A 25,684-nucleotide genomic window follows, 5' to 3' on the forward strand; every position below is an offset into this window, starting at 1 on the left:
GTTGGAGGTCATTCAATTTAGTCTTTTACTTCCTCAGTTTCTTTAAAAATATCCTCATCATCTTCAATTTCATCAGATTCCTCTTCGTCCTCCTCAGAAGAGTCAAGAAAATCTCGAACTTCAGCAAAGGATTCATCTGATTCAGAAGATTCTTTTATCTGCTCATCAATTAAATCAACTTTAGGTAATTCCACGTGAAACTCTTTTCTCCAATTAGAAATCAAGGTTTCATTCCAGTCAACCTCATTACTGATGTCTTCTTTAGTTCGTTTTATCAATTCTCTTACGCCATCAGAGGAATTCAAAAAAATCATTTTGATAAGCTCTATACATCTTTCAGATCCAGGGCCTTTAGTTATCATGTTAAGTTTTGCATTTGGCTGCACTAAAACATGATGCCAATGAGATTGATTGCGTCTGAAAAATTCAGCTTCATCCATTTTAGTAATACTCTGCGAGATTTTATCAAGAATCTCTGGAATACGGTGTTCGGCTCTTATCCTAAGTAAGAACCTTGAAACAGCGGAAAAAAGAATTTTTTGTCCAAAAATAGTATATAAAATACTGGCATCTCGCATTGCCTTTATACTTGCTTTTTGATTTACATCTAATTTAGGTTGCTCCGGTTGAATAGGAATATTTATATTTACATGATGAATTTGTGATACCCAATCCTTGAATGGCTGAAGTTCATTGAAAAACCACTTAAGCAATTTTTTTGTACCTATTTCTTGAAGTTTAGGATGAGACTCGTAATAAGTCTCCAGAGCAATATTACGCTCAGTTGGTGAATTAAATGATTTCTTTAAAGCTTGCTTCGGATAATCTTTTAATAATTCAATAGTACATTGGCTAACCAAATCTAGAGTGGTTAAATAAGGTTCTGATTGGGTCAAACTTGTTGATGTGGAAGACCATCTAATGAATCTCTCTTCAAGTATTCTTTCCTCTAAAAGCTTTCTAGGAATCAATGCTGATATTTTACTGTCATCAAGCAATAGCTGAGTTTGCTTATCTATTGATTTCGCAGTCTTGTTTATAACTGTAAAAATATTGCGAGTTGATTTGATTATCTCATCTCTTACAGTTTCGCTTAAGCCCGCATGACCAACCCTGCCAAGATCGCCAAACACTAAATAAACCACTGGGATATCAAATGTTTCTGAGCAATTGAAATTCTCATTCATTTGTTGAGAACTTAAAGGGTCTTTTCCAGTATGAGCGTTCCAATATCTTTTTAATGAAAGAAGTCTATGTTGACCATCAATTACAATTCTAGCTACATTCTTATACAGCTTTAAATTTACCCATTTTTCGACAGTTTTCCCCTGACTTCTAACTTCAGAGAAGTCCCAAAACTCTCTTTGATCATTCGAGTTGGGCAAAAGCACGATTACAATTGAATTAAAAAAGCGAATTCCACCCTGCGCTAGGTAACGAAATATGTCTGTATTCGCTCTATTTTCATCTAGTTTTCTCTGAACTCGTTCAGAGAAGCTCCAACTATTTTGAATGTCATCAGCAAATTGAATATTTTCAACTGCATCGCTTTGATTAAGAGTTGTTATAAAGTACCTAACATCACCAAACTTACCACTGATTGCTTTATATTCAATAGTTTCTGGAGACTGATTATCTAATTCCATTTTTTAACTCCTTTGTGTATTAAACTTAGGCTGACATAGTTGAATTAACAGGCTTTCCAACTCCCTAGAAATATTTTTTGAGCAAGGGAAACTAACGAATAGAAATTCATCATTTAGTCTTGAGTTTCCGTACTTTGAGAAAAAACCATCTTCTCGCTCCAAATGCTGAATAAATCTATCTCTTAAGTTGTTTGCAGTGCCAATGTAATCTGGACATTGGAAAATGCTACATGAGATTAGAAGATTTTTTAACAATCTTCTATCCTTAGGCTGAGAAACAGCTTGGAGAAATTTATCCATTTTTGGAGACAAACCAACTGACTCTCCACAAGTATCCACAATGAACTTGCTTCTATTATCTTTCTCAGAAAACTTTGTTTTAAATACCGTATTTTTCATACGGTTATCTATATGGTCAGATAATTTATTTTCTAAAAAATCAAATGCATGATACAAGGCATAAATACCTGATGTTTCAGGAAGATAATCTGCGGCAGATATAGTTGCCGTGACTACAGTAAAGTTCTTGAAAAAGTTGTCGTGGACTGTTTCTTCCATAGATAGAAATCATAAAAAATTTAAATGAAAAAGCTCTATTCTATACCCATGAGCAGAAAGCTATGCCTTTCCTCAACACATAACATTTAAGACGGCATCTACTCACGCCTGAAGAACAAGAGTACATCTCAAAGACAAACGATGCTCCTAAAACAGAATATAGACTGTTTAGAGGTTGCAATCTGGGCTTTAGCATAAGTAAAGAACAGCTAAAAGCTGGTGAATATGAGCCTATGTATCTTTTAACACAGTTTCCTTGCTTTAGCCGCAAGTTCTGCGGGGTTCAAATTTTCGTAGCGTTCAAAGGGTTGATGAATCCAGGGGTTGTCAGCCAAGTAATCGACATAATAATTGGGTGCTATAACTGAACAGGCTTTATACCAAAGAACGGCGGTGCGAATTTCCGCAATTGGGGAATCAGTATTTTGCTTGAGCCAAGGTATAGTCTGTTGGAGTGTGATCCCAGAGTCTACTAAGTCATCTACTAGGAGAATGCGCGAACCTAACTTTTCGGCAGTCATTGTCAAGTGGCGGGAGAAAATTAAATTACTTCTTTCTTGCTTACCAGCGCCACTGTAAGATGAGGTTGCTAAGATTGCCAGAGGTTGCTGATATATCCGGGAGAGAATATCTCCAACTCTTAATCCTCCTCTGGCAAGACAGATAATCTGGTTAAATTCCCAACTGGATTGATAAATCTGGATAGCCAGTTGTTCAATTTTTTGGTGATAATCTGACCAAGAAACATAAAGGTCTGGCATAAGTCTAACGGGAGTGGTAGATGGCTAGTATTGAAGGCGATGTCTACGACGGGCTACGCCTACGCAAACTTTTTATTTTAGTATGAGCGCAAGTTATTATGAAAGATTATGCTGCTGATGGCGATGCCCAACGAGATATTCTTAGTGAAAAACTCGACTTAAAAACAAAACTGGCTTACGGTGCAGGAGATTTAGGCCCGGCAATCACTGCAAATATCTCCGTCTTTTTTCTGCTGGTTTTCTTCACGAATGTCGCTGGTATCCCTGCGGGTTTAGCTGGCAGTATTTTGATGATTGGCAAAATTTGGGATGGGGTAAATGATCCGGTTGTCGGGTTTCTGACTGATAAAACGAAATCTCGTCGTTGGGGTCGTCGTCTTCCTTGGATGTTTTATGGGGCTATTCCCTTTGGGATTTTCTTCTTCTTGCAGTGGATTGTACCGCGATTTAGTGCAAATCAGAGTGAGAATATTTGGCCGCTGTTCTGGTATTACGTAGCGATTGGGGTGATATCTCAAGCGTTTTACACGGTTGTAAATTTGCCTTATACGGCAATGACTCCAGAACTGACTCAAGATTACGACGAACGCACCAGCCTTAACAGCTATCGCTTTACATTCTCGATTGGTGGCAGCATTCTGTCGTTGATTTTAACGCAAATTATTTTTTCTCAAATTAGCGATCGCCAACAACAATATATAGTTTTAGCAGCAGTTTCTACTGTAATTTCGATTTTAGGATTATATTGGTGCGTTTTTGGAGTCCGCGATCGCATTTTGGCCTTTGAGGCCAAACGCATCCAAACCGAGGAACCTGAATCTCTCCCTTTCTTTGAACAGCTAAAAATTGTCTTTAGTAACCGACCTTTTTTATTTGTTATTGGTATATATCTTTGTTCTTGGCTAGGTGTGCAGGTAACAGCCAGCATTATTCCCTATTTTGTAGTCAATTGTATGGGACTCAAAGAATCAGATGTGCCCACAGTCATGATTGCAGTGCAAGGAACTGCTTTATTGATGCTATTTGTTTGGGGAGCGTTGAGTAAAAAAATCGGCAAAAAAGTTGTTTATTTTCTGGGAATGAGTTTGTGGATTATAGCAGCGGCCGGACTATTTTTCTTACAGCCTGGTCAAATAGTTTTGATGTATGTGATGGCTGTGATGGCAGGTATTGGTGTATCCACAGCTTATCTAATTCCCTGGTCGATGATTCCAGATGTGATTGAATTAGATGAACTGCAAACCGGACAGCGCAGAGAAGGCATTTTTTATGGCTTCATGGTTTTGCTACAAAAATTTGGTTTAGCTTTGGGGCTATTTTTGGTGGGAAATGCTTTGCAAGTATCGGGTTTCAAAGAATCTGTAGCCGGAAGTCCACTACCCATCCAACCGGAATCAGCACTGTTTGCTATTCGCGTTGCTGTTGGCCCCATACCTACAGTTTGTTTGATTTTTGGCTTAGTTTTAACGTATTTTTACCCAATTACCCGCGAGATGCACGCAGAAATTATGCTAAAACTCAAAGAACGACAAGAGAAGAGGGGAAGTTAAAATAATTCGTAATGACGCGACGCTCCTGCGTCGCTAATGCTTCGCTATCGTAGACTCGCTACCGCTACGCTAACGTAATTCGTAATTCGTAATTACGTTTTGTAAGGGAGATTTTAATTAGGCATCAAAATGTACTGTCTGTACAGGTAGGGGAATTAAACCCCCAAACTTGGTTAATGCTGTTTGGAAAAATCAAGAATCTTAGCATCTTTAGACCTAAGAGTGTCAAAGTTTCAAACCCTTAACTGAGTTACAGCAATATTGCCGGAAAAACATACATCCACATCACTACCAGGGGTGCGATCGCGTTTGCCATATTCTCCTACATAATAAAAATCATCGCCTTCAATTCGATAGTTGACAGGCAAAGGTCTGCTACAGGCTTGGCAAAACACTATCTCAGGATGTGGTTCTCCTGGTAGCAGATTCGGCAAGTTCACATTCCAAAAGCTTCCCGGTTCTAGGGGACGCTTGAGTAAGTCAGCTAAAACTTCAGCTGTCAATTTGGCAGCCAGATCCCAATCAAAATTCTGCTTGGCTTTGCGATAGTGGGAAATAGCAATTCCGGGAATACCGTGCATTGCGGCTTCCCGCACAGCAGCCACTGTGCCAGAAATGTAGACATCGACTCCCAAGTTGCCCCCAGCGTTGATACCTGAAAGCACAAAATTGACATCTGCGTTAATTTGTGTTATTGCAATTCTCACACAATCGGCGGGAGTGCCTGCGATCGCATATTCAGTCTCAGAACGTCGCTGGAGGTTGATGGCACGAGTGGTAGTAACTTGATGTCCACACCCAGACTGATGATCGGCAGGAGCAGCGATAATAACATTTTTGCCATTTACAGCTTTAATTAGAGCTTTTATACCGGGGGCATCAATGCCATCGTCGTTAGTTAAAATTATAGTCATGTATATATTATTCTAGATTTAGCCAAAATATCAGAGAAGTTGCAGAGATAACCCATAAAAGGGTATAGCAGGAAAAGCAACTTGCATATATGAAAAGTTATACTTCTTTCTGCCAAAAATACTCATTATACGATATCATTTCTAGATGGTTTGCAAATTCCGCCCTAAGCATTTGGGTTAATTCTCAAAATGGGCGGTATTTCTTGTCAATTTTATGCTTGCAAACGCGATCATCAGAAGTTTGTGCAATCAAAAAATCCCGTAAAATATATATCTGCTGGTAGTAGCAAAAACTTGATCCCGGAGAAAACCGCGAACGAGGTGATTTTTGCACTAGTTCTGTAGTATTTTTGGTGCAAGTCTGTCTTAGGGATCACACGATGAAACAGCTCCTCAAACAAATATTTAGTAGTCAAAAACACCTCATCCGCCTGGTTTTAACATTGGTGACGGTTATTTTAACAGCCTCGCTGTTTGCCACACCTGCTTTAGCCACAGGTGTGTATCAATTATCCAGCCTCACAGCAGACACCTGGGTTTTGGATCAAGGTGAGGTTATCAGCCGTCTGAATGAAGGTAAGATTAGCAGTGCTTTCGAGGATTTGGCAAAACAAACAAATAAGGAAGTCAGAATTGTGACTGTTCGCCGCCTTGACTACGGTGAAACACCAGAAAGCTTTACCAAAGAGTTGTTTGAAAAATGGTTTCCGACAAAAGAAGCCCAAGCAAATCAAACTTTATTGGTTATTGACACAGTTACCAATGGTACTTCCATTATTACTGGGGATGAAGTCAAACCTTTACTCACTGACGCTATTGCCGAGAGTGTCGCTACTGAAACAGTAAGTGTGCCGTTACGCAATGGTAACAAATACAATCAGGCATTTCTAGATGCTAGCGATCGCCTTGTTGCCGTCCTCTCCGGTAAAGCCGATCCGGGGCCACCCCAAGTTACTGACAATGTACAAGTAGAAGGCACCTACAAGAAAGCAGAAGAAACCAACCAAGGTAACGCTACTGCTTGGGTAGTAGGGTTGTTAATTGCCGCCACCGTCATCCCAATGGCGACTTACTACATTTATCAGATAAATCAGCCATCATCTGATGGGTAATTGGATAATCAGGGTCATTCAATTTTAGATTTTAGATTTCAGATTTTAGATTTTTCCTTCAATCCAAAATTAAAAATCTAAAATTGGCTTAATCCTGAACATACTCTTGCCCTTTTACTAAAGCCACCTCAGCCCGAACAAATTCTCGACCCAAATAAGCCGCATGATTTAATTGAGTTACAGGCAGGGGCTGAGTTTCTTCAAAAATCTTCACGCAAAGTTCTTTCGCCGTCCTCGCACTAAAAACCGTTGTGTAAGTTCGTTCTACCTTTCCTCGTGCCGGAATTACCTTTCCCGTTTCGGGATCGATAGCTAAACCACGCTCATCAATTACGTTTGTGAAATGCTTGGCATAAATTAACCCTGCGTCTCGATCCAAATAAATAATAAAATATCCACCGGGATCGAGATCGATATGACGCTGGGAAAGTTTATCATCAATTGCGGCTAAATCTTCAAGTATTAAATCCATAAGCACTAGCAAAAGAAATTTTCTTTTTTCAGGGTTTTTACACTATATATTAAGTGTAATTCGTCGTTCCCCCTCTGCCTTGGCAAACTTTTAAGAATCTCGGTTACTAAATGGCAACTCTGCATTAATCGCCTCAATCTGTTGCTGTTCGAGTTGATTCACTTCCTTAATATAAGGACGGATAATTTGTCCTAAACGATTGTTGTAAAAGCGGTGCAGACTGTGATTGGGCATAGCGGGGAAACCACGGCGTTTTTTGTGGCGACCACCTGCACCAGGATCAAAAATTTGGATTCCGTTAGCGATCGCCCACTCAATGGGCGCATAATAGCAAGCATCAAAATGTAAGCAATCTATTTCTTGAAAACTCCCCCAATAGCGTCCATAGAGTTTGTCACCTTTAAACAAACAAAAGGACATTCCTAAAGGATGAGAATTATCTTCTTCACTATATGCAGCGACAAACAAGACTCGATGGCGATAATCATTGTGTAGCTGCTCAAAAAATCGCTGTGTGAGATATTTGCTACCCCACCAGCCAAATTTATCACAGGTGTCTGCATAAAATTGGTACATCGAAGGAAATAAAGAGTAGGGAATTTCATCACCACTCAGAGGTTGCAATCTTAAACCAGCTTTCTCTACAGCTTTGCGTTCCCGCTTAATATTGCGGCGTTGATTGGCATTAAACACTTTCAAGTAGTCATCAAAAGTTTTAAAGCCAGCATTTTCCCAGACGTAGCTGTGGTGTAGCCAAGTTGTAAAGCCATGTCGTTCCAGCATCGGCCGCCATTGGGGATCGACATAGAGAAAATGACATCCAGAAATCCGATTTTTGGAGCAGAATGTGTCAATTTCATGCACCATCATCGCGGTGATTTCGTCTTCGTCTTCTCCTGGGGCAATTAAAAAGCGATAACCTTCAGCTGGGGTAAATGGTGTCATGCCCAGCAATTTTGGGTAATATTGAACTCCGATGCGATCGGCTAACTCTGCCCATTGGTGATCGAATACAAATTCACCAGAACTATGTCCTTTGAGATAAAGTGGTGCAGCCGCAATCAGCGTTCTATCTCGCCACAATGTTAAGTGATTTGGCAACCAACCAGTTTTAGCCGTAGCACTTTGGGAGGTTTCGAGATTATTTAGCCACTCCCATTCTAAAAATGGCGTTTTGAGTGGCATTGCTAAAGCATTCCAGGCATTTTGGGGTACTTCAGCGATTTTGTTTGTCCAAACGACAGAATAGCGAGGCTTAAGTTGTTCTACCATCTTAGGGGAGTAGGGATGAGTAAGAGGCAGGGGGCAGGGGGGCAGGGGAGCAGGGGGAGCAAGGGAGGCAGAGGAGGCAGGGGAAGAAAAGAAAAACTATTGATTATTAGCCCATTCCCAATTCCCAATGCCCAATTCCCAATTCCCAATATCCAATAACTTAACTTAGCGTAATCTAATCTGCTGGTTGTTGCAGGCGATAGTGCAAAAACACTTCTTGCTCAACAGTATGAACTTCTAAAAGTTGCAACTTGGGAGCTAAATCGGGTAAAAAACCTTTCCCTTCTACAGGTGTGGGGGCAGTACTACCACCTAAAATCAGGGGACAGACAGTTAGCCATAATTCATCAATTAAATCTAGACCCAACAGGGAAGCGACTAATTCACCTCCACCCAAGACCACCAACCGTGTTATATCTATATTGGCTAGATGCTTCAAAGCTGCGGGAATGTCAATTTCTCGCGTTGGTGTTTCAAAAACCAGAATCTGCTCAAATTCTGGAGGACACTCTTGTGTTCCGGTTCCCAGCGTTGAAGGAAGCGTCTGTAAACAACGTCCTTTCCATGAAAGTTTTCCCAGTGCTGTCGTGAGTAGCCAGCGTCTAACTGGTTGCTTAAAAAAGTTAATTTCCGGATTGAGGTTTCCAGAATGTGTAGTCACTATATGAACTGGCTGCGGAGGCTTCCCTTCTTGTGCCCGAAGTCGCACTAGAGTTGGATCTGATACAGTAAGTGTCGTTCCATAAGCCCGGAGAGTACCAGCACCGAATAAAACCGCATCAGAGGCAGCGATTTGTTTTTCTAGATGTGCTTTATCAACCCTTGAGCCAAACCGAGCAGGCGATCGCTTAAAATCTGCTATCTTGCCATCTGCACTCATTGCTAAAACAACTGTAGTATGAGGACGATGTTGCAACATTAAATTGATTTGATAGTTGGAATATTTTCTTTGTTTGTATGTAGATTCTCAAAAAAAATCCATGCCTGCAAGTTATTTATTTACAATTTTACCACTGTATTTATATGCAACACAAACCACTTTTACATCTAGCATATATGAGTTTTGGTATACCACGTTTCTTTTTGAAAGATAGCAATTTGTTATTTTTAAACATTGAAAATAAAATTCTGATAATTTAATAAAATGTCTCATCTAGCCAGTCTAATTACATATCTTTGCTATTGTGGTTTGCAGATGCAAAGTGAGACACTCGATGACTAATTCCCGCCAATCTTCCTTTCGTCGAATTTTAGTAACGAGAATATTGCTGCTGTTCGTTCCAGTTTTACTTATAGGCGAGATTGTAGCCTTGAATAAGGCACGTTCTAGCATATTGGGAACTGCGCGTCAAAATTTAACAGAAAGCGCCATTAGTAAAGGGGAGAGAATTGGCGATGCGATCGCAATCTTAAAAGCTAATTTGCTGAGTGTAAGTAAAACAACGGTGATTCCGTCTGGTTCGCCTATACAAGAGCAAGAAATTCTCACGCAGCTAAAGCAACAACTGCCAGTCAATATTGAGTGCATCCAATTAACGGATCTCCTAAATCAAAAAATAATTGCTAGTAGCTGTGGAGATCAAGCAATTGGAGAATTGAGGTTCCCTTTGCCTAGTGATGGAATTGATGTCAAAACAATCTTCCCGCCAAAGGCAGGAATGACTGGAAAAAGAAACGCACAAAATCAATTACAATTAGTTTTATCTGCACCAGTCTCCGATAGCCGAAAAAATTTAGTTTACAGCTTAAGTATTCAGTCTGCATTGTACCAACAAACCAGAAATCCACCGGGATCGCTTACAGGCGCGATGGTAGTTATTGCTGAAGATGGCACAATTTTGGCACATCCATTTACAGACTGGGTGGGAAGTAACATTGATCAACATCCAAATGCTTCCCAACTCAAGAGCATAATTAAAAATGCCCTTGCAGGACGAAACGATTCGATAAATTTGTCTTTTAAAGAGGGAAATGAATTAGTCGCTGGCTATACCGCTATTGCTAATCCACTCACCCAAGAGCAGCAGCAAAAATGGATAGTCTTAGCTGTTACTAGTGTTGATAATGCGCTTTTTGGTTTAGAGGAAATTAAACTAATTCTTATTGTTTTGACAGTTGGTTTGATTGGTGCAAGTTTGTTAGCATCCCTATATCTAGCTCCTTACTTGGCACGTCCTGTAGAAGAATTGCGAGACTACGCTCTCAATATTCACTCTCACCACGCCGCACAACCAGTTCCGCACAATTTCCAAATTCGGGAATTCAATCAACTGGCCCAAGCATTAGACCAAATGGTAGAACGGCTCAAAGCTGGGGCAGAAGAATTAGAAATAGCTTGGAAAGAAGCAAAAAACGCTAACCAGATTAAAAGCCAATTTTTGGCTACGACTTCCCATGAATTGAGAAACCCATTACATACTATTATTAACTGCATTCGCGTGGTTGAAGATGGCTTATGTGATAGCCGGGAAGAAGAAATGGAATTCCTCAAACGTGCCAATGAAACAACGATTCATTTGCTAAATATTATTAATGATTTACTCGACATTTCTAAAATCGAAGCGGGTAAGCTTTCTGTAGTTATCACACCTCTTGATCTCCGACAAATATTGCTAGAGGTGATTAATTTACAATCAGTTAATGTTCAACAAAAGGGCTTGCAATTGAAATGCGAGTTAGAGCCTCAGCCGATACCAATTAAGGCAGACGCGGCAAAACTGAAGCAGGTTTTGATTAATGTTATTGGCAACGCTACTAAGTTCACCGACACAGGAAGCATCACCATTGCTACAGAAATTCAATCTAGTAATGGTAAATCTCAAGTAGTGGTAATAGTTAAAGATACAGGTATAGGCATTGATCCCAATCAACAGCACAAACTATTTCGCCCCTTTGTGATGGTGAATGGCACAACTGCACGCCAGTTTGAAGGGACTGGACTAGGACTAGCAATTTCACGAAACTTAATCGAACTTATGGGAGGCAGCATTACTCTTGAGAGTACGGGACTTCATCAAGGTACGACACTAAAGATTACCTTACCCTTGATTGATATCTCACTGTTACCTGTTGACAACAAAGAAGAAAATGTCGGGAATCTGGGATTTTCCTCTGGGAAAAAGGGGGCAAAAGCCAACCAATACTCTAGCCTACAGAAGTCTGGGGAAAGCCCCTCTTTGGGGAGCAACAAATCTGTAAAAGCAGTTGTAGACAAAGAGAAGTCGATGAAATTCCAGGTGTTACTTGGGAACGAGACTTACGAGATTAGCTTTTCGCCGCAGCAAACTATCTTGGTAAGTCTTCCAAAAACAGAAGTTTATGCAAATGGGACCTCTGAAAGGTAATTTTTACTAGATTCTAATTCAAAAATCAAAAAAGTAAACTGGAATCCTCACTCCTAACGGCTATGGTTTTGGCCCTGATTTAGAAGTGTGACTAAATAGCCAAGACACAAGATTAGGAATTGTAGCAGCCCCAAAAGAAAATAGAACCTAAGCCATTATTAGCAAGAGTTATGAGCGCTGGCTGGGATTATAGAATTATCTTCTGGTAATGTTAAAGTTTTTTGGTAGGCGGCAACTGCTGCATCTAATTTCTTCTGCTCTCTCAAGGCAATGCCGAGATTGTAGTAAGCTTGAGCATTTAGCACATTCCCTGAACCTCAGAGCTTCGTGAATGAGTCTTTGAACTCCGTTGATGAACCTCGGAGCTTCGTGAATGAGTCTTTGAACTCCGTTAATGAACCTCGGAGCTTCGTGAATGAGTCTTTGAACTCCGTTAACCTGAGTTCGGGATAAGAAATCCTCAAAAGCCTTGAATTATCGTTGTTCGGTCTAAAGCTCTGTTTTCATCTATTGTCAATAAGACATATTGCTGAGATTAGTTTCATTTGTGAACCTTATTGACAAAATGATTCCACTTTTATCCCTGCTTTGATCAATTCCAGTTTTATTCAATCCTGACAGAATAAGCTTTTTAGCTTCTGGCTTAACCCGAACTCAGGTTAATGAAGTAAAATGGGCGGTTATTCAATACGATCCCAAAGACGCGATAAATCGCCGTCTCTACAAAGGACTGATTCTTGTAGAGACGGCGATTTATCGCGTCTTTTTTATCGCGCCTATTGCCTTAACCGAACAGTATTGGGCGGTTAATCTCAGGGGAAAATTAGACTTGAGGGCAGTTGTTCAGAAAAACAGGTTGGCCGCCTTGCTCAAGAGATAGCGTTAGTGCAGCGAGAATTTCTACTAACTGTGTGCCTACCCAGCCAGACGAAACCTCTGAGGGAGTATTGTTGAGGATAGAGTCAACAAAACAAGAGCAAACTCGCCCCAATGGTTCCCCTGGTTCTAATTCCAGCACCACCTGGTTTTGATTTACCGGAATAAAATGATTGCCCTGCTGTTCAAACTCCCCATGTAGCAGCGTTAGAGGAGACGATCGCGACATTTCATCAAAAATCAAACTACCAAGGCTACCTACAATCCCCAGCCGTCGCTGCTTATCAGAATTCAGCCAGCACAAATGAATATAAGCTTGAAAGCCATCTGGGTATGTCAGTGTTAGCCATACTAAATCAGCTAAACCTTGAGGCAGAGGAGAATTTGTATCTTTCTTCCCCTCTACTCCCCTGCTCCCCTGCTCCCCTGCTCCCTGTAGCCACACCGTACCCGTTGCTTGCACTTTTACAGGAATCTGACCCAGCCAAGCGTTAAAGATAGCAATATCGTGAATAGCTAAATCCCACAGCGCATCAACATCTTGGCGAACAGGCCCTAAATGGGTGCGGGTGGCGTAGCCGTAGCGTAAATAACCTAATTTACCCGCCTGTACTACAGTTTGCCCTTGCTCAACTGCTGGGTGAAATAAATAAGTGTGGTCAACCATCAGTATCAAATGATGCTGCTCTGCTAACTGGCAAAGTTCCCGACATTCTGCGGGGTCGAGAGTTAGCGGTTTTTCAGCTAAAACATGGTATCCGTTTTGAAGAGAGTCTTTAATTAAAGCATAGTGAGTGGTAGCCGGAGTTGCGATCGCAACTCCTGTCAACCCTGGCACTTTCTTTAAATCTTCCCATTGGGTTGTCAATACTACATTTTCATCTAAATTAAACTGCTGTTTTATCGCCGCTAATCGTTCTGGATGGGGGTCTACGACAGCAACTACATCTACTTGGGGATGTGCTAAAAAATTCCGCAGCAGATGCACTCCCCAACGCCCAACTCCGATAACAGCAATTTTAATTTGGTTTGTCATTAGTTATTTGTCATTTGTCATTTGTCATTTGTCATTTGTCATTTGTCATTTGTCATTAGTTATTTGTATACAAAGGACGAGGGACAAATGACCACTGACAACCAAATGATTATCGACTAATTTCCAGTCTTTTAAGCTCAGGGTGTTTGCGGATTAGGGATTGCTAAAAAAGCTACTTTAGCTGCGGCTTGTTCAGCAGTTTTGATCGATCGCCCCTTGCCTTCTCCGAGTTTCTTTCCATGCAGCCACACTTCAGCCATGAAACGTTCTTGATTATGGTGTGGTTGGGTGACTTCCACAACTCGATATTCTGGTAAAACTTTAAATTGCGCCTGAGTCCATTCTTGGAGAGCAGCTTTGTAATTAAGTCTGGCAGGATCGAGGCGAATTTCTGTTGTTAGTTCTTGGAAGTGGGGATCTAGCCAAGAGCGGATCAATTCAAGGTTTTGAGTACTTAAATAAAGCGCACCCAGAACTGCTTCAAAAGCATCTGCCAGTCGTGACTCTTGACCAACTTTATCAGCCGTAGCACTACCGGCAACTAATAAGTATAATTCCAAACCATAAATTCTGGCCAATTGGGCGAGGATGCGATCGCTCACCAACACTGAACGAATTGCCGCAAAATCCCCTACTGGACAATCAGGATAATTTTCCCACAACACAACAGCCGACACCAGGCGCACCACTGCATCGCCAACAAACTCTAGTTGTTCATAATTCGCCGAATCAGAGACAGTAGGATGAGTTAGCGCTAAATCTAGCAGTTCCCACTTGATAGGCGCTTCTCGCGACAAACCTAATTTTTGGACTAAACTTTCGAGTTGCCGTTGACGGCGTGGGTAGGCAAGGGGCATTAGGGGCGGGGGGCAGGGGGCAGGGGAAAAATACTACTTCTAACTCTTGTACAGACGCGATTCATCGCGTCTCTTCTAACTCAGCACTCAGAAAGGGGGGAAAGAGCAGTACATAAGCCGGGTTCTGTTCTCTTGCGAGGGCAGTTATCTATCTGGGACGCTTGTTACCAAACGCCTCTAGCGGCTCTCGTTGAGCGGAACTGGTAAAAGACCAACCGTAGTTCCTATCGCCTTGCTCCCAACTGGGGTTTACCGAGCCAGCACCTCTCGATACTGCTGGTGCGCTCTTACCGCACCTTTGCACCCTTACCAGAGCAATTAAAAATGTAAAACTAAAAATTAAAAATTGATTGCTCATTTTACATTTTTAATTTTTAATTTTTAATTGATCTGGCGGTATCTTTCTGTGGCACTATCCTCACGATCGCTCGCACTGGACGTTATCCAGCAAGTTTGGTCTTTCGGGAGCCCGGACTTTCCTCAAATCAGTGACTATGACTGATCTGCAACCGCCTGCGTCTACTCTCTCCTTAGATCCAGTGTAATCTTGGATGGCATAGTCTGTCTGGTTGCTATTGCTTTTTTTTATTCCAAGGTAGAGCGTAAGTCCAAGGTAGTTTCCTGACTGTGAAAGGACAATTGATAATGCTAATGGGAGGAAAATCACGACCTGGGGCTAGACCTAAACGCACTTCAGACACTCTGAGTACCAGTTGCAGGGAAAAATCCAACTCTTTTCTTCTGTTAATAAAGTCGTTGTACAGCTTTTTTTGCCCCTTTTGCAGCCCATTGATATCAATTAGTGGTTTTTTTGCTGAATAGGTTCCAGCTACTTGATCGCGCTCGAATACATCTTCTGCTGTCACTGTTTCAGAAAGTGTTTTCTTGGGAGCAATCAAGCTAGGACTTTGGGGTACTGCTAAGTCGCGGGTTAAATCTGGTGATTTCCGAATGACGCGACGCGATTGCTTGCTATGTTCAACTACTAAAGAACTGTTATCCCAGTCAACGTATAGGGCAACATTATCAGATTTATTTTCAATGCTAATTCCTAAATCTTTCAAATCATCAATTGGGTATGAGGCTTTGAGTTTAAAGGAAATTCCAATTTTATCATCGAGATTTTGTTCTTTGAGTTGCTCGTCAACTATTCCTTTTTTAAACTCAAACTTAACTTGATCATCGATGGATTCAACCATGCGGTTAAAAATATAGGAAACACCGATAATATAAACTGTCAAAACTACTAAATTCTGGTCGCTACTCCTCATAAATTAAAATATTAACTCCCGGTAATAATGAATGTATATTTCATTCGTCGTCCATCTGCAATTATTAATTACGCTTAATTGTTACAGAGTTTTGCAACCAGCCCCGTTGCCAAAAAAAGAATAGCAACCCAAGTGCGATCACTGCCATAACTGCCAAGCAAAGTGGATAACCCCAATACCAATTCAACTCAGGCATATTATATGGCGATTTTTCGGTATTGAAATTCATACCATATATTCCGGCCACAAAAGTCAGTGGAATAAAAATTGTTGAAACTACCGTTAGCACCTTCATGATTTCATTCATTTTATTGCTCACTGCCGAAAGGTACACATCCATTAATCCAGATGCTAGTTCTCGATAAGTTTCTACCATGTCCATAACTTGCACTGTATGGTCATAACAATCTCGCAAGTAGATTCGCACTTCTTCACTAATCAAATCACTGCCATCTCGAATCAAAGAATTAATTGCATCTCGCTGGGGCCAGATAGCACGACGTAGTTGCAGTAGTTCTCGCCTAATTTGATAAATATTTTGTAGTGTTTGTGGGGTTGGTTTAACTATTACCTCCTCTTCCAACTCTTCGATTCGCTCTCCATAAAGCTCCAGCACCGGGAAAAAGCCATCAATAATCGCATCTAACACGGCGTAAGCTAAATAATCTGCTCCTTGCTTACGGATGATCCCTTTGTTTTTTTCAATTCGCGATCGCACCGCTTCAAAACAATCATGTTCTGGTTCTTCTTGGACTGTCAGTAAATAATTTTTACCTAATATCAAACTCACTTGCTCGCTGTAAAAACCACACGATCTTTCCTTTGGTACTACCATGCGGGCAATGAATAGTAATTGATCTTCATAATCTTCGGTTTTAGGACGCTCTGGTACATTGACTATATCTTCTAAAACGAGAGGATGTAATTCAAAAACGTGACCCAATCGTTGTAATATATCTTGACTGCCTAAACCTTGTACGTCTACCCAAGAAATGGATTCCATCTCCAGATATGGAACACATTCTTCTGGAGTTGCCATTTGTTTGCGGATGAAATTGGTTTGGTTATAGTCAATCAAGAAAATTATCGGTGGCGGAGAATCTTCATCAATAAAAATTGTTCCAGGTATAGTACCTGGTTGGTGATGGAACTCATCTTTTTTATATAGCCTAGTTACTATTTTGGGAAGACGACGCAGTTTTCGTACCATACAATATTACCTACATTGGGAATTGGGAATTGGCAATTGGGAATTGGCAATTAAACAAGTTCCTCTTTTCACAGTTCTTAGTAAAGAAGTAAAATTCCCTACTCAGCACCCATGAGGCGTTTTTATTTATTTCAGCTTTTGCTATTAATATTACAAAAATTAATACAAAGACTATAATTTTTGAATTAAGCAGTTCTTTAGATTTGGGAATTTAGGAATCGGCATTTTTTTTAGTCGTTAGTTGTATTCATGACTAATTACTGATAACCATGATGATGACTTTTATTTATGCCCAGCTACTTCCCAGCAATAGAGATAACATATCGGCTCTGAATCAGCAATGCTATAAAAAAACAGTTTGCCTTAACAAGACAAACTGTTGAAAAAATATTTATCTGGGTGAGCAGAAGTTAGAACATGCCCATGCCGCCCATACCGCCCATGCCACCCATACCGCCCATGCCACCCATGCCGCCCATACCGCCCATGTCAGGAGCAGCAGCAGCGGATTTCTTCTCTGGCTTTTCAACAACGATCGCTTCGGTGGTTAAGACCAAACCAGCAATGGAGCCAGCATTTTGCAAAGCTGAACGCACGACTTTGGCGGGGTCAATAATACCAGCAGCAATCAAGTCTTCAAATTCGCCAGTAGCGGCGTTGTAGCCAATGTTGAACTCACTATCCCGGACTTTCGAGACGATTACAGAACCTTCAGCACCAGCGTTGTCTGCTATTTGGCGCAAGGGGGCTTCTAGCGCTCGTTCGACAATATCAGCCCCAATTCTTTCTTCGTCATTTTGTAGGGTCTTTTTAATCTCTTGTACCTTCTTAGCTAGGTGAATTAGAGTTGTCCCACCACCAGGAACAATACCTTCTTCCACAGCAGCTTTAGTAGCATTCAGCGCGTCTTCAATTCGCAGCTTACGGTCTTTGAGTTCGGTTTCGGTTGCCGCACCCACTTTAATCACTGCCACACCGCCAGCGAGCTTGGCGATGCGTTCTTGCAGTTTTTCTTGATCGTATTCAGAATCGGTTTCTTCCAACTGTCTGCGAATTTGACCAATCCGCTTTTGTACTTCTGGCTTGGTGACACTGCCAGCTACAATGGTGGTGCTTTCTTTGTCAATGGTGATTTTGCGGGCAGTTCCCAGCGCTTCTAGAGCAGCGGTATCCAAACTTAAGCCAATTTCTTCCGAAATCAACTGTCCATCGGTGAGAATAGCAATATCTTCTAACAAAGCTTTGCGGCGATCGCCAAATCCAGGTGCTTTAATGGCAGCCACAGCTAGTACACCCCGCGCTTTGTTCACTACCAAAGTTGCCAAGGCATCACCTTCGACATCTTCAGCGATGATTAGCAAGGGCTGACCAGAACGGGCGACTTTTTCCAAAATTGGTACTAAATCTTGGATGCTGCCGATTTTTTTATCTGTCACCAAGATGCGGGCGTTTTCAAATTCCACGATTTGCCGCTCGTTGTTGGTGACAAAGTAGGGTGAAATGTAACCCCTGTCAATCTGCATCCCTTCAACTACTTCTAGTTCAGTTGTCAGGGATTTAGATTCTTCAACGGTAATTACACCATCTTTGGTGACTTTTTCCATTGCTTGAGCTAACATTTGACCAACTTCTTCATCGTTACCAGCAGAAACAGTGGCAACTTGAGCGATCGCACTTCCTTCTACTGGCTTGGCTATCTTGGCAATTTCCAGTACCAATGCCTCAATAGTTTTGTCGATCCCGCGTCTCAAGCTAACTGGGTTACTACCCGCCGCGACGTTCTTCAAACCTTCCCGAATCAAGGCTTGTGCTAAAACTGTGGCGGTGGTTGTACCATCCCCAGCAACATCTTTAGTTTTTGAGGCCACTTCCTGGATGAGTCTTGCACCAGTATTTTCCAAAGGATCTTCTAATTCAATTTCCTTGGCAACAGTGATACCATCGTTGACAATTTGAGGTGCGCCAAATTTTTTCTCTAAAAGGACATTACGACCTTTAGGCCCCAAGGTGATTTTTACGGCATCAGCAAGGGCGTTAACACCCCTTTCTAGAGCTCGCCGCGATTCCTCGTCAAATGCAATAATTTTCGCCATGTTTTATTTCTCCAGCGCTTCCATTAGACAATTTAGCACTCACAGAGCAAGAGTGCTAATCTCTCAATCAGCTCAAGTTACAAATGGAAATAAAAAAAATTGATTAATATACAGGTGATGTTCTTTATAGATACTGGCAGTAATGCTTGAATTGGGAGATGAATCTAGACAACTCCCTTAAGTACCTTGGCATTGCCGACCCTAGCGGCACCGGCTGGTTGGCAGTAGTATTTACGTTTCTTTTGGCTTGGCTTGTAACGTGGCGTTCAATTCCGACAGTCCGCAAATTCGCCTTACGGGTAGGTTGGGCTGACCAACCCAACGCTCGGCGACTCAATCGCGAACCTTTACCCAATGCAGGGGGGCTGGCTATCTACGCGGGTGTCATTGCCGCACTGGTATTAGCTAGCCTTTTACGACCGATCGAACTCCAAAACGTATTGGCTCAGGTGCTCACTATTCTGTTAGGAGGTTCGATATTAGTCCTGGTGGGCTTTATCGACGATCAGTTCGGCTTACCACCCTCTATTCGATTGTGGGCGCAAATTGTCACAGCGCTGTTGCTGGTAGCTAATGGTATCAGTGTAAGAGTGCTGTTTGGTACTCCCATTGACTCGTTACTGTCTATGTTGCTGACGGTACTGTGGGTAGTAGGAATTACCAACGCCATCAACTTGATGGATGGTATGGATGGTTTGGCAGGAGGAATCAGCTTTATTACCGCTATGAGTTTGTTGGGGGTTGCAGCCCAATTTAATAACCGTGCGGCGGCAATCTTGGTACTCGCAGCTTTAGGAGGTGCTGCATTAGGCTTTTTGCGCCATAATTTTCATCCGTCACGAATTATTATGGGTGATGCCGGAGCATACTTTTTTGGCTATGTGCTGGCAGCAACTAGTATTTTAGGCAAACTGCAACAAAACACAGTTTATGCACTAATTCCCACGGTTTTATTTCTATTGTTGCCAGTAATAGACACTACCCAAGTATTTGTACGGCGGCTACTAGCAGGAAATAACCCTCTTAGTACTCCTGGCAAAGATCATCTGCACCACCGCTTACTTGCTTGGGGACTTTCCCAGCGCCATGCTGCGTTCACGCTTTGGTCAATTACCTTATTTTTCAACTTGCTGGCAATGAGAATACAAGGCATGAGTTTGGCTGTGATGATGACTACCGCCAGTAGTATTGTCATTCTTTTGGGCTTTACTGTCTGGCAAAGAATACGCCAACAGCCTTAGTTGCTTGTAGGGTCGGCATTACAATGCTAGCCCTACTGGTCTGGTTTTTTCTCAATTCACCAAAAATTCAAGCTTGAGAACATTACGAATTACGAATTACGAATTACGAATTCAGATGCAACATCTAAAAATCTACCCCTCGTTTAAGTTCTACACCTTGATTTGCATAATGTTTGTGGCAATAAACCTCTGAATGAACGCTAGCCAAGTCGAAGTATGCTGGTTGATTTTGACAGCGGCCAGTGATGATGATTTCGGTGTCGCGGGGTTTGCGGAGCAAAGCTTGAACAATGGGTTCAACGGGGAGTAGTTCTAAGTCAACAGTGGGATTGAGTTCATCGAGAATAATAGTTTTATACATTCCAGAGGCGATCGCAACTTTTGCGATTTCCCAACCTCGTTCGGCTTCTACATAGTCTAATTCTTGCCGAGAATTGCGCCAAACAATCGCATCTCCACCACAGCGCTGATGATCCACTACTTCTGGATATGACTGCTGCAAAGCGGCGATCGCAGCATCTTCTGTGTAGCCGCTACCACCTTTAAGCCACTGCATAATTAACACACGGGTAGACCCTGGATGATTGATTCCCCTACCAATTGCTTGTAAGGCTTTGCCCAAAGCACTAGTAGACTTGCCTTTACCAGCACCAGTATAAATTTCAATCCCTTCGAGGAATAAGGCTTTGGCTGTGGGATGGTGATGAGGTTTCATTTCTGAGTGCAAATCTGCAATATCGAGCAACTTTTGCGGTGCGGCGCGTCCGGTAGCAATGATTTCTAATTCTTGGGGTTTGGATTTTAATGTCTTTACCACTTCATCTACTGGTAGCAAACCCAAATCCAGAACGGGGTTAATTTCATCCAAGACGACAACTGAATATAAACCGCTAGCGATCGCACCTTTGGCAACATCCCAACCCCGCATCGCCTCATTTCGGTCAAAGGTAGTAATTTCTTCTGGTCCAAAAAATTCGGCTCTCCCAGTGCGAACCTGGTCTATTAAATGGGGAAACCCGCGCTGCAAAGCTGCGATCGCTCCATCTTCGTCATAATCACGTTCCGGCCCTTTTAAAAAGCGCAGCAGTAAAACACGGTTAGAATCGCTAGGCGTATTTATCCCTAAGCCAATAGAGCGCAAAACTACCCCCAAAGCCGCTTGAGACTTACCTTTACCCACGCCATCGTAGACGTGAATTTGACCAATGAGCCGTTCTTGACGCACTTGCGCCGTGCGAATACCGATACCGTTCCTTGTCATCTCTCGAAAAGCTATAAATGGCAGTCTTTAATCTTACCTAACGTCTTGTAATCTTAGGTAGAGAAACTACCCCTCTACCCGAATTTCTCACGTATTGTGTGGTTCGGGTGGGGAGTGTGGGAGGTGTGGGAGGCAATGCAGCGTTCATTGATGTGCAGTTATTCAATTCCTTCTCTTTCTCCCCACACTCCCCACACCCCTCACACTCAAGTCAGTCTAGCGTCCCCGTACAAGCATCAGCTTGATGTATTAACAATATCAATCAGGGAATACTGGCACACGAGCATAGTAAAGGACAAGAACAATGTAATAATTTCCCCCATCACCCTCACTATCCCAGTTATACTCTCTACAGTTAAACCTTACCCTTGACCATTTATGCCTGAGAATTGGATGCTTCCGAGGATTTTTCCCATTGGTGGAATTCTGTTTGACTTTTTATTTGTACTGATTGCCATCCCCATCGAAGCTTATCTTTTGAACTATCGACTCAAATTTGACAAAAAAACCAGTACTTTTTATGCTATTTCCATCAATTTATTTTCTAGTGTAATTGGTTGGTTCATATTTTTTGTATCAGAACCGATGTTACCGCTCCAGGTGAGAACAGAATTAATTAACTATATGTTTTTTAATAACTTTAAATCACCTAATACACAAGGGTTACTAATATTAACTGCTTTTATAATTTTCTTTTCTACTTTTCTAATGAAGTTTTTTATTTTAAAGGTATTGTTACTATCATTAGATGAGCAACTTATTAAAAAACAAGAGGAAGCAGAAGCTCCAATATCTCAACGGCGGCGATGGCGGACTTTTGGCAACTTGAAATTCCAAAGTAATAATTTAGTGATTACTGTACTAATAGCAAATTCTCTGAGTTATAGTGCTATAACTCTTATTCTATTATTTAGTGCAAAATAGCAAGTTTTTACTTAAAAGGAAGACGAGTGATTAGTTAATTAGGTGGAAGGAGGAACATGAATACGCTACTTAAAGATGTATTTGGAATTTTTAAATTTGCGGAAGGGATTTATGCAGGAATTAGAAAAGTATTAGTTCCACCCAAAGCTTATTCTTGGCAGACATTTATTTATTTGAGTGTTTTTTCTTGGGTACTTTCATATTTAGCTACAGGCTATATCAAAGATATTATTGCCTTTTTTGGTTGGTTATTTTTAATTGCTGGCACAGCTTGGTATACAACTCAAGATCCTTTAAGAGTTCCTGGTACTTTTATGCCAGTTGGGGCAGTAATCACTGGATTCTTAGTAAGTGTTTTTGCTTTTGGAAATCAACAGGATGTAATTACACCAAGAACAATCGTTTTTTGGCCGACAATTTCAGCACTAATTACAGCAATACCAGAGTTTATTGAAGGAACTGATACTGACGCTAAAGCTAGAATTCCTAAGCCACAAGACCGCCAAAGAATCATAATTTTAGTTGCTAGTAGTATGCTGCTAAGTTGCTGGATTCAGTTTTACTTTGTAATGGATCATTGGTTTCAACAATATCCTAGTTTGCAAGCAGATACTTTTAAACGTAGTACCTTTGTTGTCAGAACAGAAGAACGAGTAAAAATTCCACAAAACGGTGTTGTAATTCTAGAAAGACTTCAACCAATAGTAGTAGAACAAATAAACCAAACACCTTGGTCAGAAGTAGAAAAATGGTTGCTTGAGGCAAAACAGCGAGTAGGAACTCTAGGTAGAGCAGTAATTCAAAAAAGCCTGGGTAAATATGAAGAGAAGGATTTATGGCGCATTGAGCCGCGTGTAGCTAATACTAAGTCTGGATATATATTAGATTTATTAAGTATTTGGATAGGGCCAAGTTCTAACCCACGAGGCTATTACTTGAAAAAATCTTGTCGAATTGAACCAGTTGCAGCAACCAGCAATTCAGGCAATAAGATTACAGTTGCAGAAATTGAATGCGATCGAGCCAGTAAATTAATTGCCGGATCGCCGCCTCCGCAGCAGTGAGAAGAGATGAGGCAGGGGGAGAATGACAAATGACCAATGACAAATGACAAATGACAAATGACTATTAACAGAATTTTTGTATTGGCAAAGAATGTGTTTCAGGAAGTGGTACGCGATCGCATCCTATATATTATTGGTTTTTATGCGCTTATACTCGCTGCTGCCTTTCGCGTGCTTCCTGAATTTGCAGCTACGACTGAAGACAAAATATTTTTAGACTTCGGGATGGCGGCGATGAATGCCATCGGGTTAATTGTGACAATATTTGTTGGTACGGGACTGGTTAATAAAGAAATTGAAAAACGCACTATTTTGGTGTTAATTGCGAAACCTGTCAGTCGCAGCGAAATTATCGTTGGCAAATACTTAGGTTTATCCGCAGTATTAGCTGTACTTGTCGCCACGATGACGGTAATTTATCTGATATTTCTGCAATTTGGTAACATTCCTCATCCAACGGCAAGTATTCTAATTGCTGCAATTTTCTTAGTATTGCAGTTGTCATTAATCACCGCTATGGCTATTACCTTCGGTGTTTTTACTGCTTCTCTCCTAGCGACTGTTTTAACCTTTGCGGTATATTTAATCGGAAATATTACTCAAGATTTAGTCCAACTAGGCCGTTTGAGTCGTAACCCCGGTATAGAACTTCTCACTCAAGGTTTGTTTCTCATTTTGCCAGATTTATCTCGATTAGATTTAAAAAATGATGCCGTTTATGGTCTGCAAGCACTACCTGACACAACTGCACTGATTACAAATGCCGGCTATGGTTTAATTTATAGTGCCCTGTTATTAGCGATCGCTATTTTTATTTTCTCACAACGCGAATTTTAGTCATCGGGCGTTGAGGCAAGCAGGAGAGAAAGAATTACTGGTTAATAACTTTTTTTCCTTCCCTGCTTATGCGAACTGTATTGCTTACACATCTACAAAAGTTGAGTGCCTTGCATAGATGCTTTTTGTGCAATAGTTTTTAAGCGAGTCGCTCTGCTTTTACGGATACGTTCACTTTTGCGAACTCCACCAGCCATCTCATATTCACGGCTATCTTTGCCGTATTTAAAGCCGATTCCCATGAGCATTTTTTCGGAGAAAGTACCCAAGGTTTGTTCTAATTCTTCAATTTCTACTTTGGAAGAGTCAATAGTGCTGAGAGCAGTATTATGAGCTTCTAACTTGCTGCGTAATTCTTCAATTATTTCTGTCAGGGCTTTTAAATTACAAGTATTTCCAAGATCCAGATTGGCATCAATTGCTTTGAGTCCAGCAAATCTTAACTCAGCATTTTCTAGAACGCGGGATGTACGTTTTCTCAAAGACATAAATTTAGTTACTTGTAACATTTATACAGTTACTATGCCCTAATGAAAATACATTCTGGTTCAGCAAAATCCACAAAAATAATTATACTTTTTATGAGATAAATACTGGTAAATTCTCTTAATCTATGGCGGTTCTCAATTGCATGGAATATAGACCTAACCCTCTAACCCCCTTCCCTTCAAGGGAAGGCGAGTAAGATTCAAAGCCTCTCTCCTAAAAGGCTACCGTATACACACAAGTCTGAAATAGCTGATTAACCAAGGTTTTACCCCACCCTAACCCTCCCCTTATAAAGGGGAGGGAACTAGATTTCTTGTTTCCCCCCTTTCCAAGGGGGGATTAAGGGGAGTAATTAGACTTGTGTGTATACGGTAGCCTTTTAGGAGAGAGGTCAAAACTGTACTGTATCCAAGCAAGAACCGCTATATCTAAAGCGTTTATCTAATCTTAATTACAGCTTGAGCATTCATAACTACAGAAGAAGCTGTGCTAACTCCAGCTTGAGAATTTATAACCACAGAAGAAGCTGTGTTAACTACAGCTTGAGCATTTATAACCACAGAAGAAGTTGTATTAACTACAGCTTGAGCATTACTTATCATATAATAAGTATCTATAATTAATGCTTAACTTGTATTAACTACAGCTTTAACTTTACTTATCATATAATGAGCATCTGGAACTACAGCTTCACCATTAATAAGTACTGTTTAAGTTGTATTCACTACGGCTTAAACATTACTTATAACAGTTCCCGCATAGGTAATATCAAGTTTGGATAATATGGGTTAGGCGTAGCGACTGTCTTAAAAGTCAAGCGATCGTGAACAAAAAACCGGGACTGTGAACATTGACGCAACAGGGGAACGCTGCGCTAGATTCGGTGGTGGCTGGTA

Annotated in this window: 23 protein-coding genes and 1 other RNA gene; 7 read left to right on the top strand and 17 right to left on the bottom strand. The window is 41.2% G+C overall.

The genetic code is table 11. From position 1 onward, the window contains the following. Positions 1–17: 17 nt before the first annotated feature. The 3 genes from H6G86_RS05655 to H6G86_RS05665 all read right to left on the bottom strand — a co-directional run bounded on the left by H6G86_RS05655 (position 18) and on the right by H6G86_RS05665 (position 2,965). Positions 18–1,646 carry a DGQHR domain-containing protein gene (locus tag H6G86_RS05655; protein WP_190933499.1) on the bottom strand — a complete coding sequence of 543 codons (1,629 nt, stop codon included), beginning with the start codon at positions 1,644–1,646 and terminating at the stop codon, positions 18–20. 3 nt (positions 1,647–1,649) lie between these two features. After that, positions 1,650–2,204, bottom strand: coding sequence for a GIY-YIG nuclease family protein (locus H6G86_RS05660; RefSeq protein WP_190933500.1), 555 nt, complete (start codon positions 2,202–2,204; stop codon positions 1,650–1,652). A gap of 242 nt (positions 2,205–2,446) precedes the next feature. Then, positions 2,447–2,965: a phosphoribosyltransferase gene (locus H6G86_RS05665; protein WP_190933501.1), complete on the bottom strand. Its 519-nt coding sequence runs from the start codon at positions 2,963–2,965 to the stop codon at positions 2,447–2,449. Between the two features lie 98 nt (positions 2,966–3,063). Between H6G86_RS05665 and H6G86_RS05670 the strand changes: the two genes are divergently transcribed. Then, a complete protein-coding gene (locus H6G86_RS05670; protein WP_190933502.1) occupies positions 3,064–4,515 on the top strand; it encodes an MFS transporter in 1,452 nt (483 codons plus the stop codon). A gap of 233 nt (positions 4,516–4,748) precedes the next feature. Here H6G86_RS05670 and surE read toward each other — a convergent pair whose 3' ends face one another. Continuing rightward, a complete protein-coding gene (gene surE, locus H6G86_RS05675) occupies positions 4,749–5,429 on the bottom strand; it encodes a 5'/3'-nucleotidase SurE (protein WP_190933503.1) in 681 nt (226 codons plus the stop codon). A 380-nt stretch (positions 5,430–5,809) separates the two neighbouring features. On the opposite strand from surE, the gene psb32 reads away from it, so the two are divergent. Further along, positions 5,810–6,541, top strand: coding sequence for a photosystem II repair protein Psb32 (gene psb32, locus H6G86_RS05680; protein ID WP_190933504.1), 732 nt, complete (start codon positions 5,810–5,812; stop codon positions 6,539–6,541). 88 nt (positions 6,542–6,629) lie between these two features. On the opposite strand, the gene H6G86_RS05685 is transcribed toward psb32, so the two are convergent. From H6G86_RS05685 to H6G86_RS05695, 3 genes are all read right to left on the bottom strand, one after another. After that, on the bottom strand, positions 6,630–7,013 hold the full coding sequence (locus tag H6G86_RS05685; RefSeq protein WP_190933505.1) for a DUF4346 domain-containing protein: 384 nt from the start codon (positions 7,011–7,013) through the stop codon (positions 6,630–6,632). 90 nt (positions 7,014–7,103) lie between these two features. Continuing rightward, a complete protein-coding gene (locus tag H6G86_RS05690; protein ID WP_190933506.1) occupies positions 7,104–8,285 on the bottom strand; it encodes a GNAT family N-acetyltransferase in 1,182 nt (393 codons plus the stop codon). A 175-nt stretch (positions 8,286–8,460) separates the two neighbouring features. Next, positions 8,461–9,204, bottom strand: coding sequence for a RibD family protein (locus H6G86_RS05695; protein WP_190933507.1), 744 nt, complete (start codon positions 9,202–9,204; stop codon positions 8,461–8,463). Positions 9,205–9,499: 295 nt separating this feature from the next. On the opposite strand from H6G86_RS05695, the gene H6G86_RS05700 reads away from it, so the two are divergent. Continuing rightward, positions 9,500–11,629: a sensor histidine kinase gene (locus H6G86_RS05700; RefSeq protein ID WP_190933508.1), complete on the top strand. Its 2,130-nt coding sequence runs from the start codon at positions 9,500–9,502 to the stop codon at positions 11,627–11,629. A 158-nt stretch (positions 11,630–11,787) separates the two neighbouring features. On the opposite strand, the gene H6G86_RS05705 is transcribed toward H6G86_RS05700, so the two are convergent. The 7 genes from H6G86_RS05705 to groL form a co-directional block, all read right to left on the bottom strand. Beyond that, positions 11,788–11,934, bottom strand: a complete 147-nt coding sequence (locus tag H6G86_RS05705; protein ID WP_012407980.1) for a tetratricopeptide repeat protein — start codon at positions 11,932–11,934, stop codon at positions 11,788–11,790. A gap of 518 nt (positions 11,935–12,452) precedes the next feature. Next, a complete protein-coding gene (locus tag H6G86_RS05710; protein WP_190933509.1) occupies positions 12,453–13,541 on the bottom strand; it encodes a Gfo/Idh/MocA family protein in 1,089 nt (362 codons plus the stop codon). A 137-nt stretch (positions 13,542–13,678) separates the two neighbouring features. Continuing rightward, positions 13,679–14,398: a ribonuclease III gene (rnc, locus tag H6G86_RS05715; protein WP_012407978.1), complete on the bottom strand. Its 720-nt coding sequence runs from the start codon at positions 14,396–14,398 to the stop codon at positions 13,679–13,681. Between the two features lie 98 nt (positions 14,399–14,496). Continuing rightward, positions 14,497–14,924: RNase P RNA component class A (gene rnpB, locus H6G86_RS05720), an RNA gene on the bottom strand. A gap of 46 nt (positions 14,925–14,970) precedes the next feature. Next, a complete protein-coding gene (locus H6G86_RS05725; RefSeq protein ID WP_012407977.1) occupies positions 14,971–15,669 on the bottom strand; it encodes a hypothetical protein in 699 nt (232 codons plus the stop codon). Between the two features lie 64 nt (positions 15,670–15,733). Further along, the gene (gene corA, locus H6G86_RS05730) at positions 15,734–16,879 is read right to left on the bottom strand and encodes a magnesium/cobalt transporter CorA (RefSeq protein WP_190933510.1); all 1,146 of its coding nucleotides are present in this window, start codon (positions 16,877–16,879) and stop codon (positions 15,734–15,736) included. A gap of 410 nt (positions 16,880–17,289) precedes the next feature. Beyond that, complete coding sequence (groL, locus tag H6G86_RS05735; RefSeq protein WP_163934614.1) at positions 17,290–18,972, bottom strand: chaperonin GroEL; 1,683 nt, start codon at positions 18,970–18,972, stop codon at positions 17,290–17,292. A gap of 158 nt (positions 18,973–19,130) precedes the next feature. On the opposite strand from groL, the gene H6G86_RS05740 reads away from it, so the two are divergent. Beyond that, a complete protein-coding gene (locus H6G86_RS05740) occupies positions 19,131–20,213 on the top strand; it encodes an MraY family glycosyltransferase (RefSeq protein WP_190933511.1) in 1,083 nt (360 codons plus the stop codon). A gap of 124 nt (positions 20,214–20,337) precedes the next feature. Here H6G86_RS05740 and H6G86_RS05745 read toward each other — a convergent pair whose 3' ends face one another. Next, complete coding sequence (locus tag H6G86_RS05745; RefSeq protein WP_163934608.1) at positions 20,338–21,474, bottom strand: cob(I)yrinic acid a,c-diamide adenosyltransferase; 1,137 nt, start codon at positions 21,472–21,474, stop codon at positions 20,338–20,340. Positions 21,475–21,852: 378 nt separating this feature from the next. On the opposite strand from H6G86_RS05745, the gene fraC reads away from it, so the two are divergent. From fraC to H6G86_RS05760, 3 genes are read left to right on the top strand one after another with little or no spacing between them, the layout of a single operon-like run. After that, positions 21,853–22,398, top strand: a complete 546-nt coding sequence (fraC, locus tag H6G86_RS05750) for a filament integrity protein FraC (RefSeq protein ID WP_190933512.1) — start codon at positions 21,853–21,855, stop codon at positions 22,396–22,398. Between the two features lie 56 nt (positions 22,399–22,454). Beyond that, entirely contained in the window at positions 22,455–23,462 is a 1,008-nt protein-coding gene (gene fraD, locus H6G86_RS05755; RefSeq protein ID WP_190933513.1) for a septal junction protein FraD, read from the top strand. A gap of 57 nt (positions 23,463–23,519) precedes the next feature. Beyond that, positions 23,520–24,299 (top strand): ABC transporter permease, encoded by a 780-nt coding sequence (locus H6G86_RS05760; RefSeq protein WP_190933514.1) that lies wholly within the window; start codon positions 23,520–23,522, stop codon positions 24,297–24,299. A 92-nt stretch (positions 24,300–24,391) separates the two neighbouring features. On the opposite strand, the gene H6G86_RS05765 is transcribed toward H6G86_RS05760, so the two are convergent. Both H6G86_RS05765 and H6G86_RS05770 read right to left on the bottom strand, forming a co-directional pair. Then, positions 24,392–24,787, bottom strand: a complete 396-nt coding sequence (locus H6G86_RS05765; protein ID WP_190933515.1) for a hypothetical protein — start codon at positions 24,785–24,787, stop codon at positions 24,392–24,394. Positions 24,788–25,225: 438 nt separating this feature from the next. Continuing rightward, complete coding sequence (locus H6G86_RS05770; RefSeq protein ID WP_190933516.1) at positions 25,226–25,390, bottom strand: hypothetical protein; 165 nt, start codon at positions 25,388–25,390, stop codon at positions 25,226–25,228. Positions 25,391–25,684: the final 294 nt, after the last annotated feature.

This window comes from Nostoc sp. FACHB-133, assembly GCF_014698055.1.
Taxonomy (GTDB): Bacteria; Cyanobacteriota; Cyanobacteriia; order Cyanobacteriales; family Nostocaceae; genus Nostoc.

Coding starts and splice junctions, on each gene's coding strand:
- H6G86_RS05760 (WP_190933514.1), top strand. CDS start 23,520: ATGACTATTAACAGAATTTTTGTATTGGCAAAGAATGTGTTTCAGGAA.
- fraC (WP_190933512.1), top strand. CDS start 21,853: ATGCCTGAGAATTGGATGCTTCCGAGGATTTTTCCCATTGGTGGAATT.
- corA (WP_190933510.1), bottom strand. CDS start 16,879: ATGGTACGAAAACTGCGTCGTCTTCCCAAAATAGTAACTAGGCTATAT.
- H6G86_RS05740 (WP_190933511.1), top strand. CDS start 19,131: ATGAATCTAGACAACTCCCTTAAGTACCTTGGCATTGCCGACCCTAGC.
- surE (WP_190933503.1), bottom strand. CDS start 5,429: ATGACTATAATTTTAACTAACGACGATGGCATTGATGCCCCCGGTATA.
- H6G86_RS05745 (WP_163934608.1), bottom strand. CDS start 21,474: ATGACAAGGAACGGTATCGGTATTCGCACGGCGCAAGTGCGTCAAGAA.
- H6G86_RS05765 (WP_190933515.1), bottom strand. CDS start 24,787: ATGTCTTTGAGAAAACGTACATCCCGCGTTCTAGAAAATGCTGAGTTA.
- H6G86_RS05725 (WP_012407977.1), bottom strand. CDS start 15,669: ATGAGGAGTAGCGACCAGAATTTAGTAGTTTTGACAGTTTATATTATC.
- H6G86_RS05670 (WP_190933502.1), top strand. CDS start 3,064: ATGAAAGATTATGCTGCTGATGGCGATGCCCAACGAGATATTCTTAGT.
- H6G86_RS05690 (WP_190933506.1), bottom strand. CDS start 8,285: ATGGTAGAACAACTTAAGCCTCGCTATTCTGTCGTTTGGACAAACAAA.
- H6G86_RS05685 (WP_190933505.1), bottom strand. CDS start 7,013: ATGGATTTAATACTTGAAGATTTAGCCGCAATTGATGATAAACTTTCC.
- rnc (WP_012407978.1), bottom strand. CDS start 14,398: ATGCCCCTTGCCTACCCACGCCGTCAACGGCAACTCGAAAGTTTAGTC.
- H6G86_RS05655 (WP_190933499.1), bottom strand. CDS start 1,646: ATGGAATTAGATAATCAGTCTCCAGAAACTATTGAATATAAAGCAATC.
- H6G86_RS05665 (WP_190933501.1), bottom strand. CDS start 2,965: ATGCCAGACCTTTATGTTTCTTGGTCAGATTATCACCAAAAAATTGAA.
- H6G86_RS05700 (WP_190933508.1), top strand. CDS start 9,500: ATGACTAATTCCCGCCAATCTTCCTTTCGTCGAATTTTAGTAACGAGA.
- psb32 (WP_190933504.1), top strand. CDS start 5,810: ATGAAACAGCTCCTCAAACAAATATTTAGTAGTCAAAAACACCTCATC.
- H6G86_RS05710 (WP_190933509.1), bottom strand. CDS start 13,541: ATGACAAACCAAATTAAAATTGCTGTTATCGGAGTTGGGCGTTGGGGA.
- H6G86_RS05695 (WP_190933507.1), bottom strand. CDS start 9,204: ATGTTGCAACATCGTCCTCATACTACAGTTGTTTTAGCAATGAGTGCA.
- fraD (WP_190933513.1), top strand. CDS start 22,455: ATGAATACGCTACTTAAAGATGTATTTGGAATTTTTAAATTTGCGGAA.
- H6G86_RS05660 (WP_190933500.1), bottom strand. CDS start 2,204: ATGGAAGAAACAGTCCACGACAACTTTTTCAAGAACTTTACTGTAGTC.
- H6G86_RS05770 (WP_190933516.1), bottom strand. CDS start 25,390: ATGATAAGTAATGCTCAAGCTGTAGTTAATACAACTTCTTCTGTGGTT.
- groL (WP_163934614.1), bottom strand. CDS start 18,972: ATGGCGAAAATTATTGCATTTGACGAGGAATCGCGGCGAGCTCTAGAA.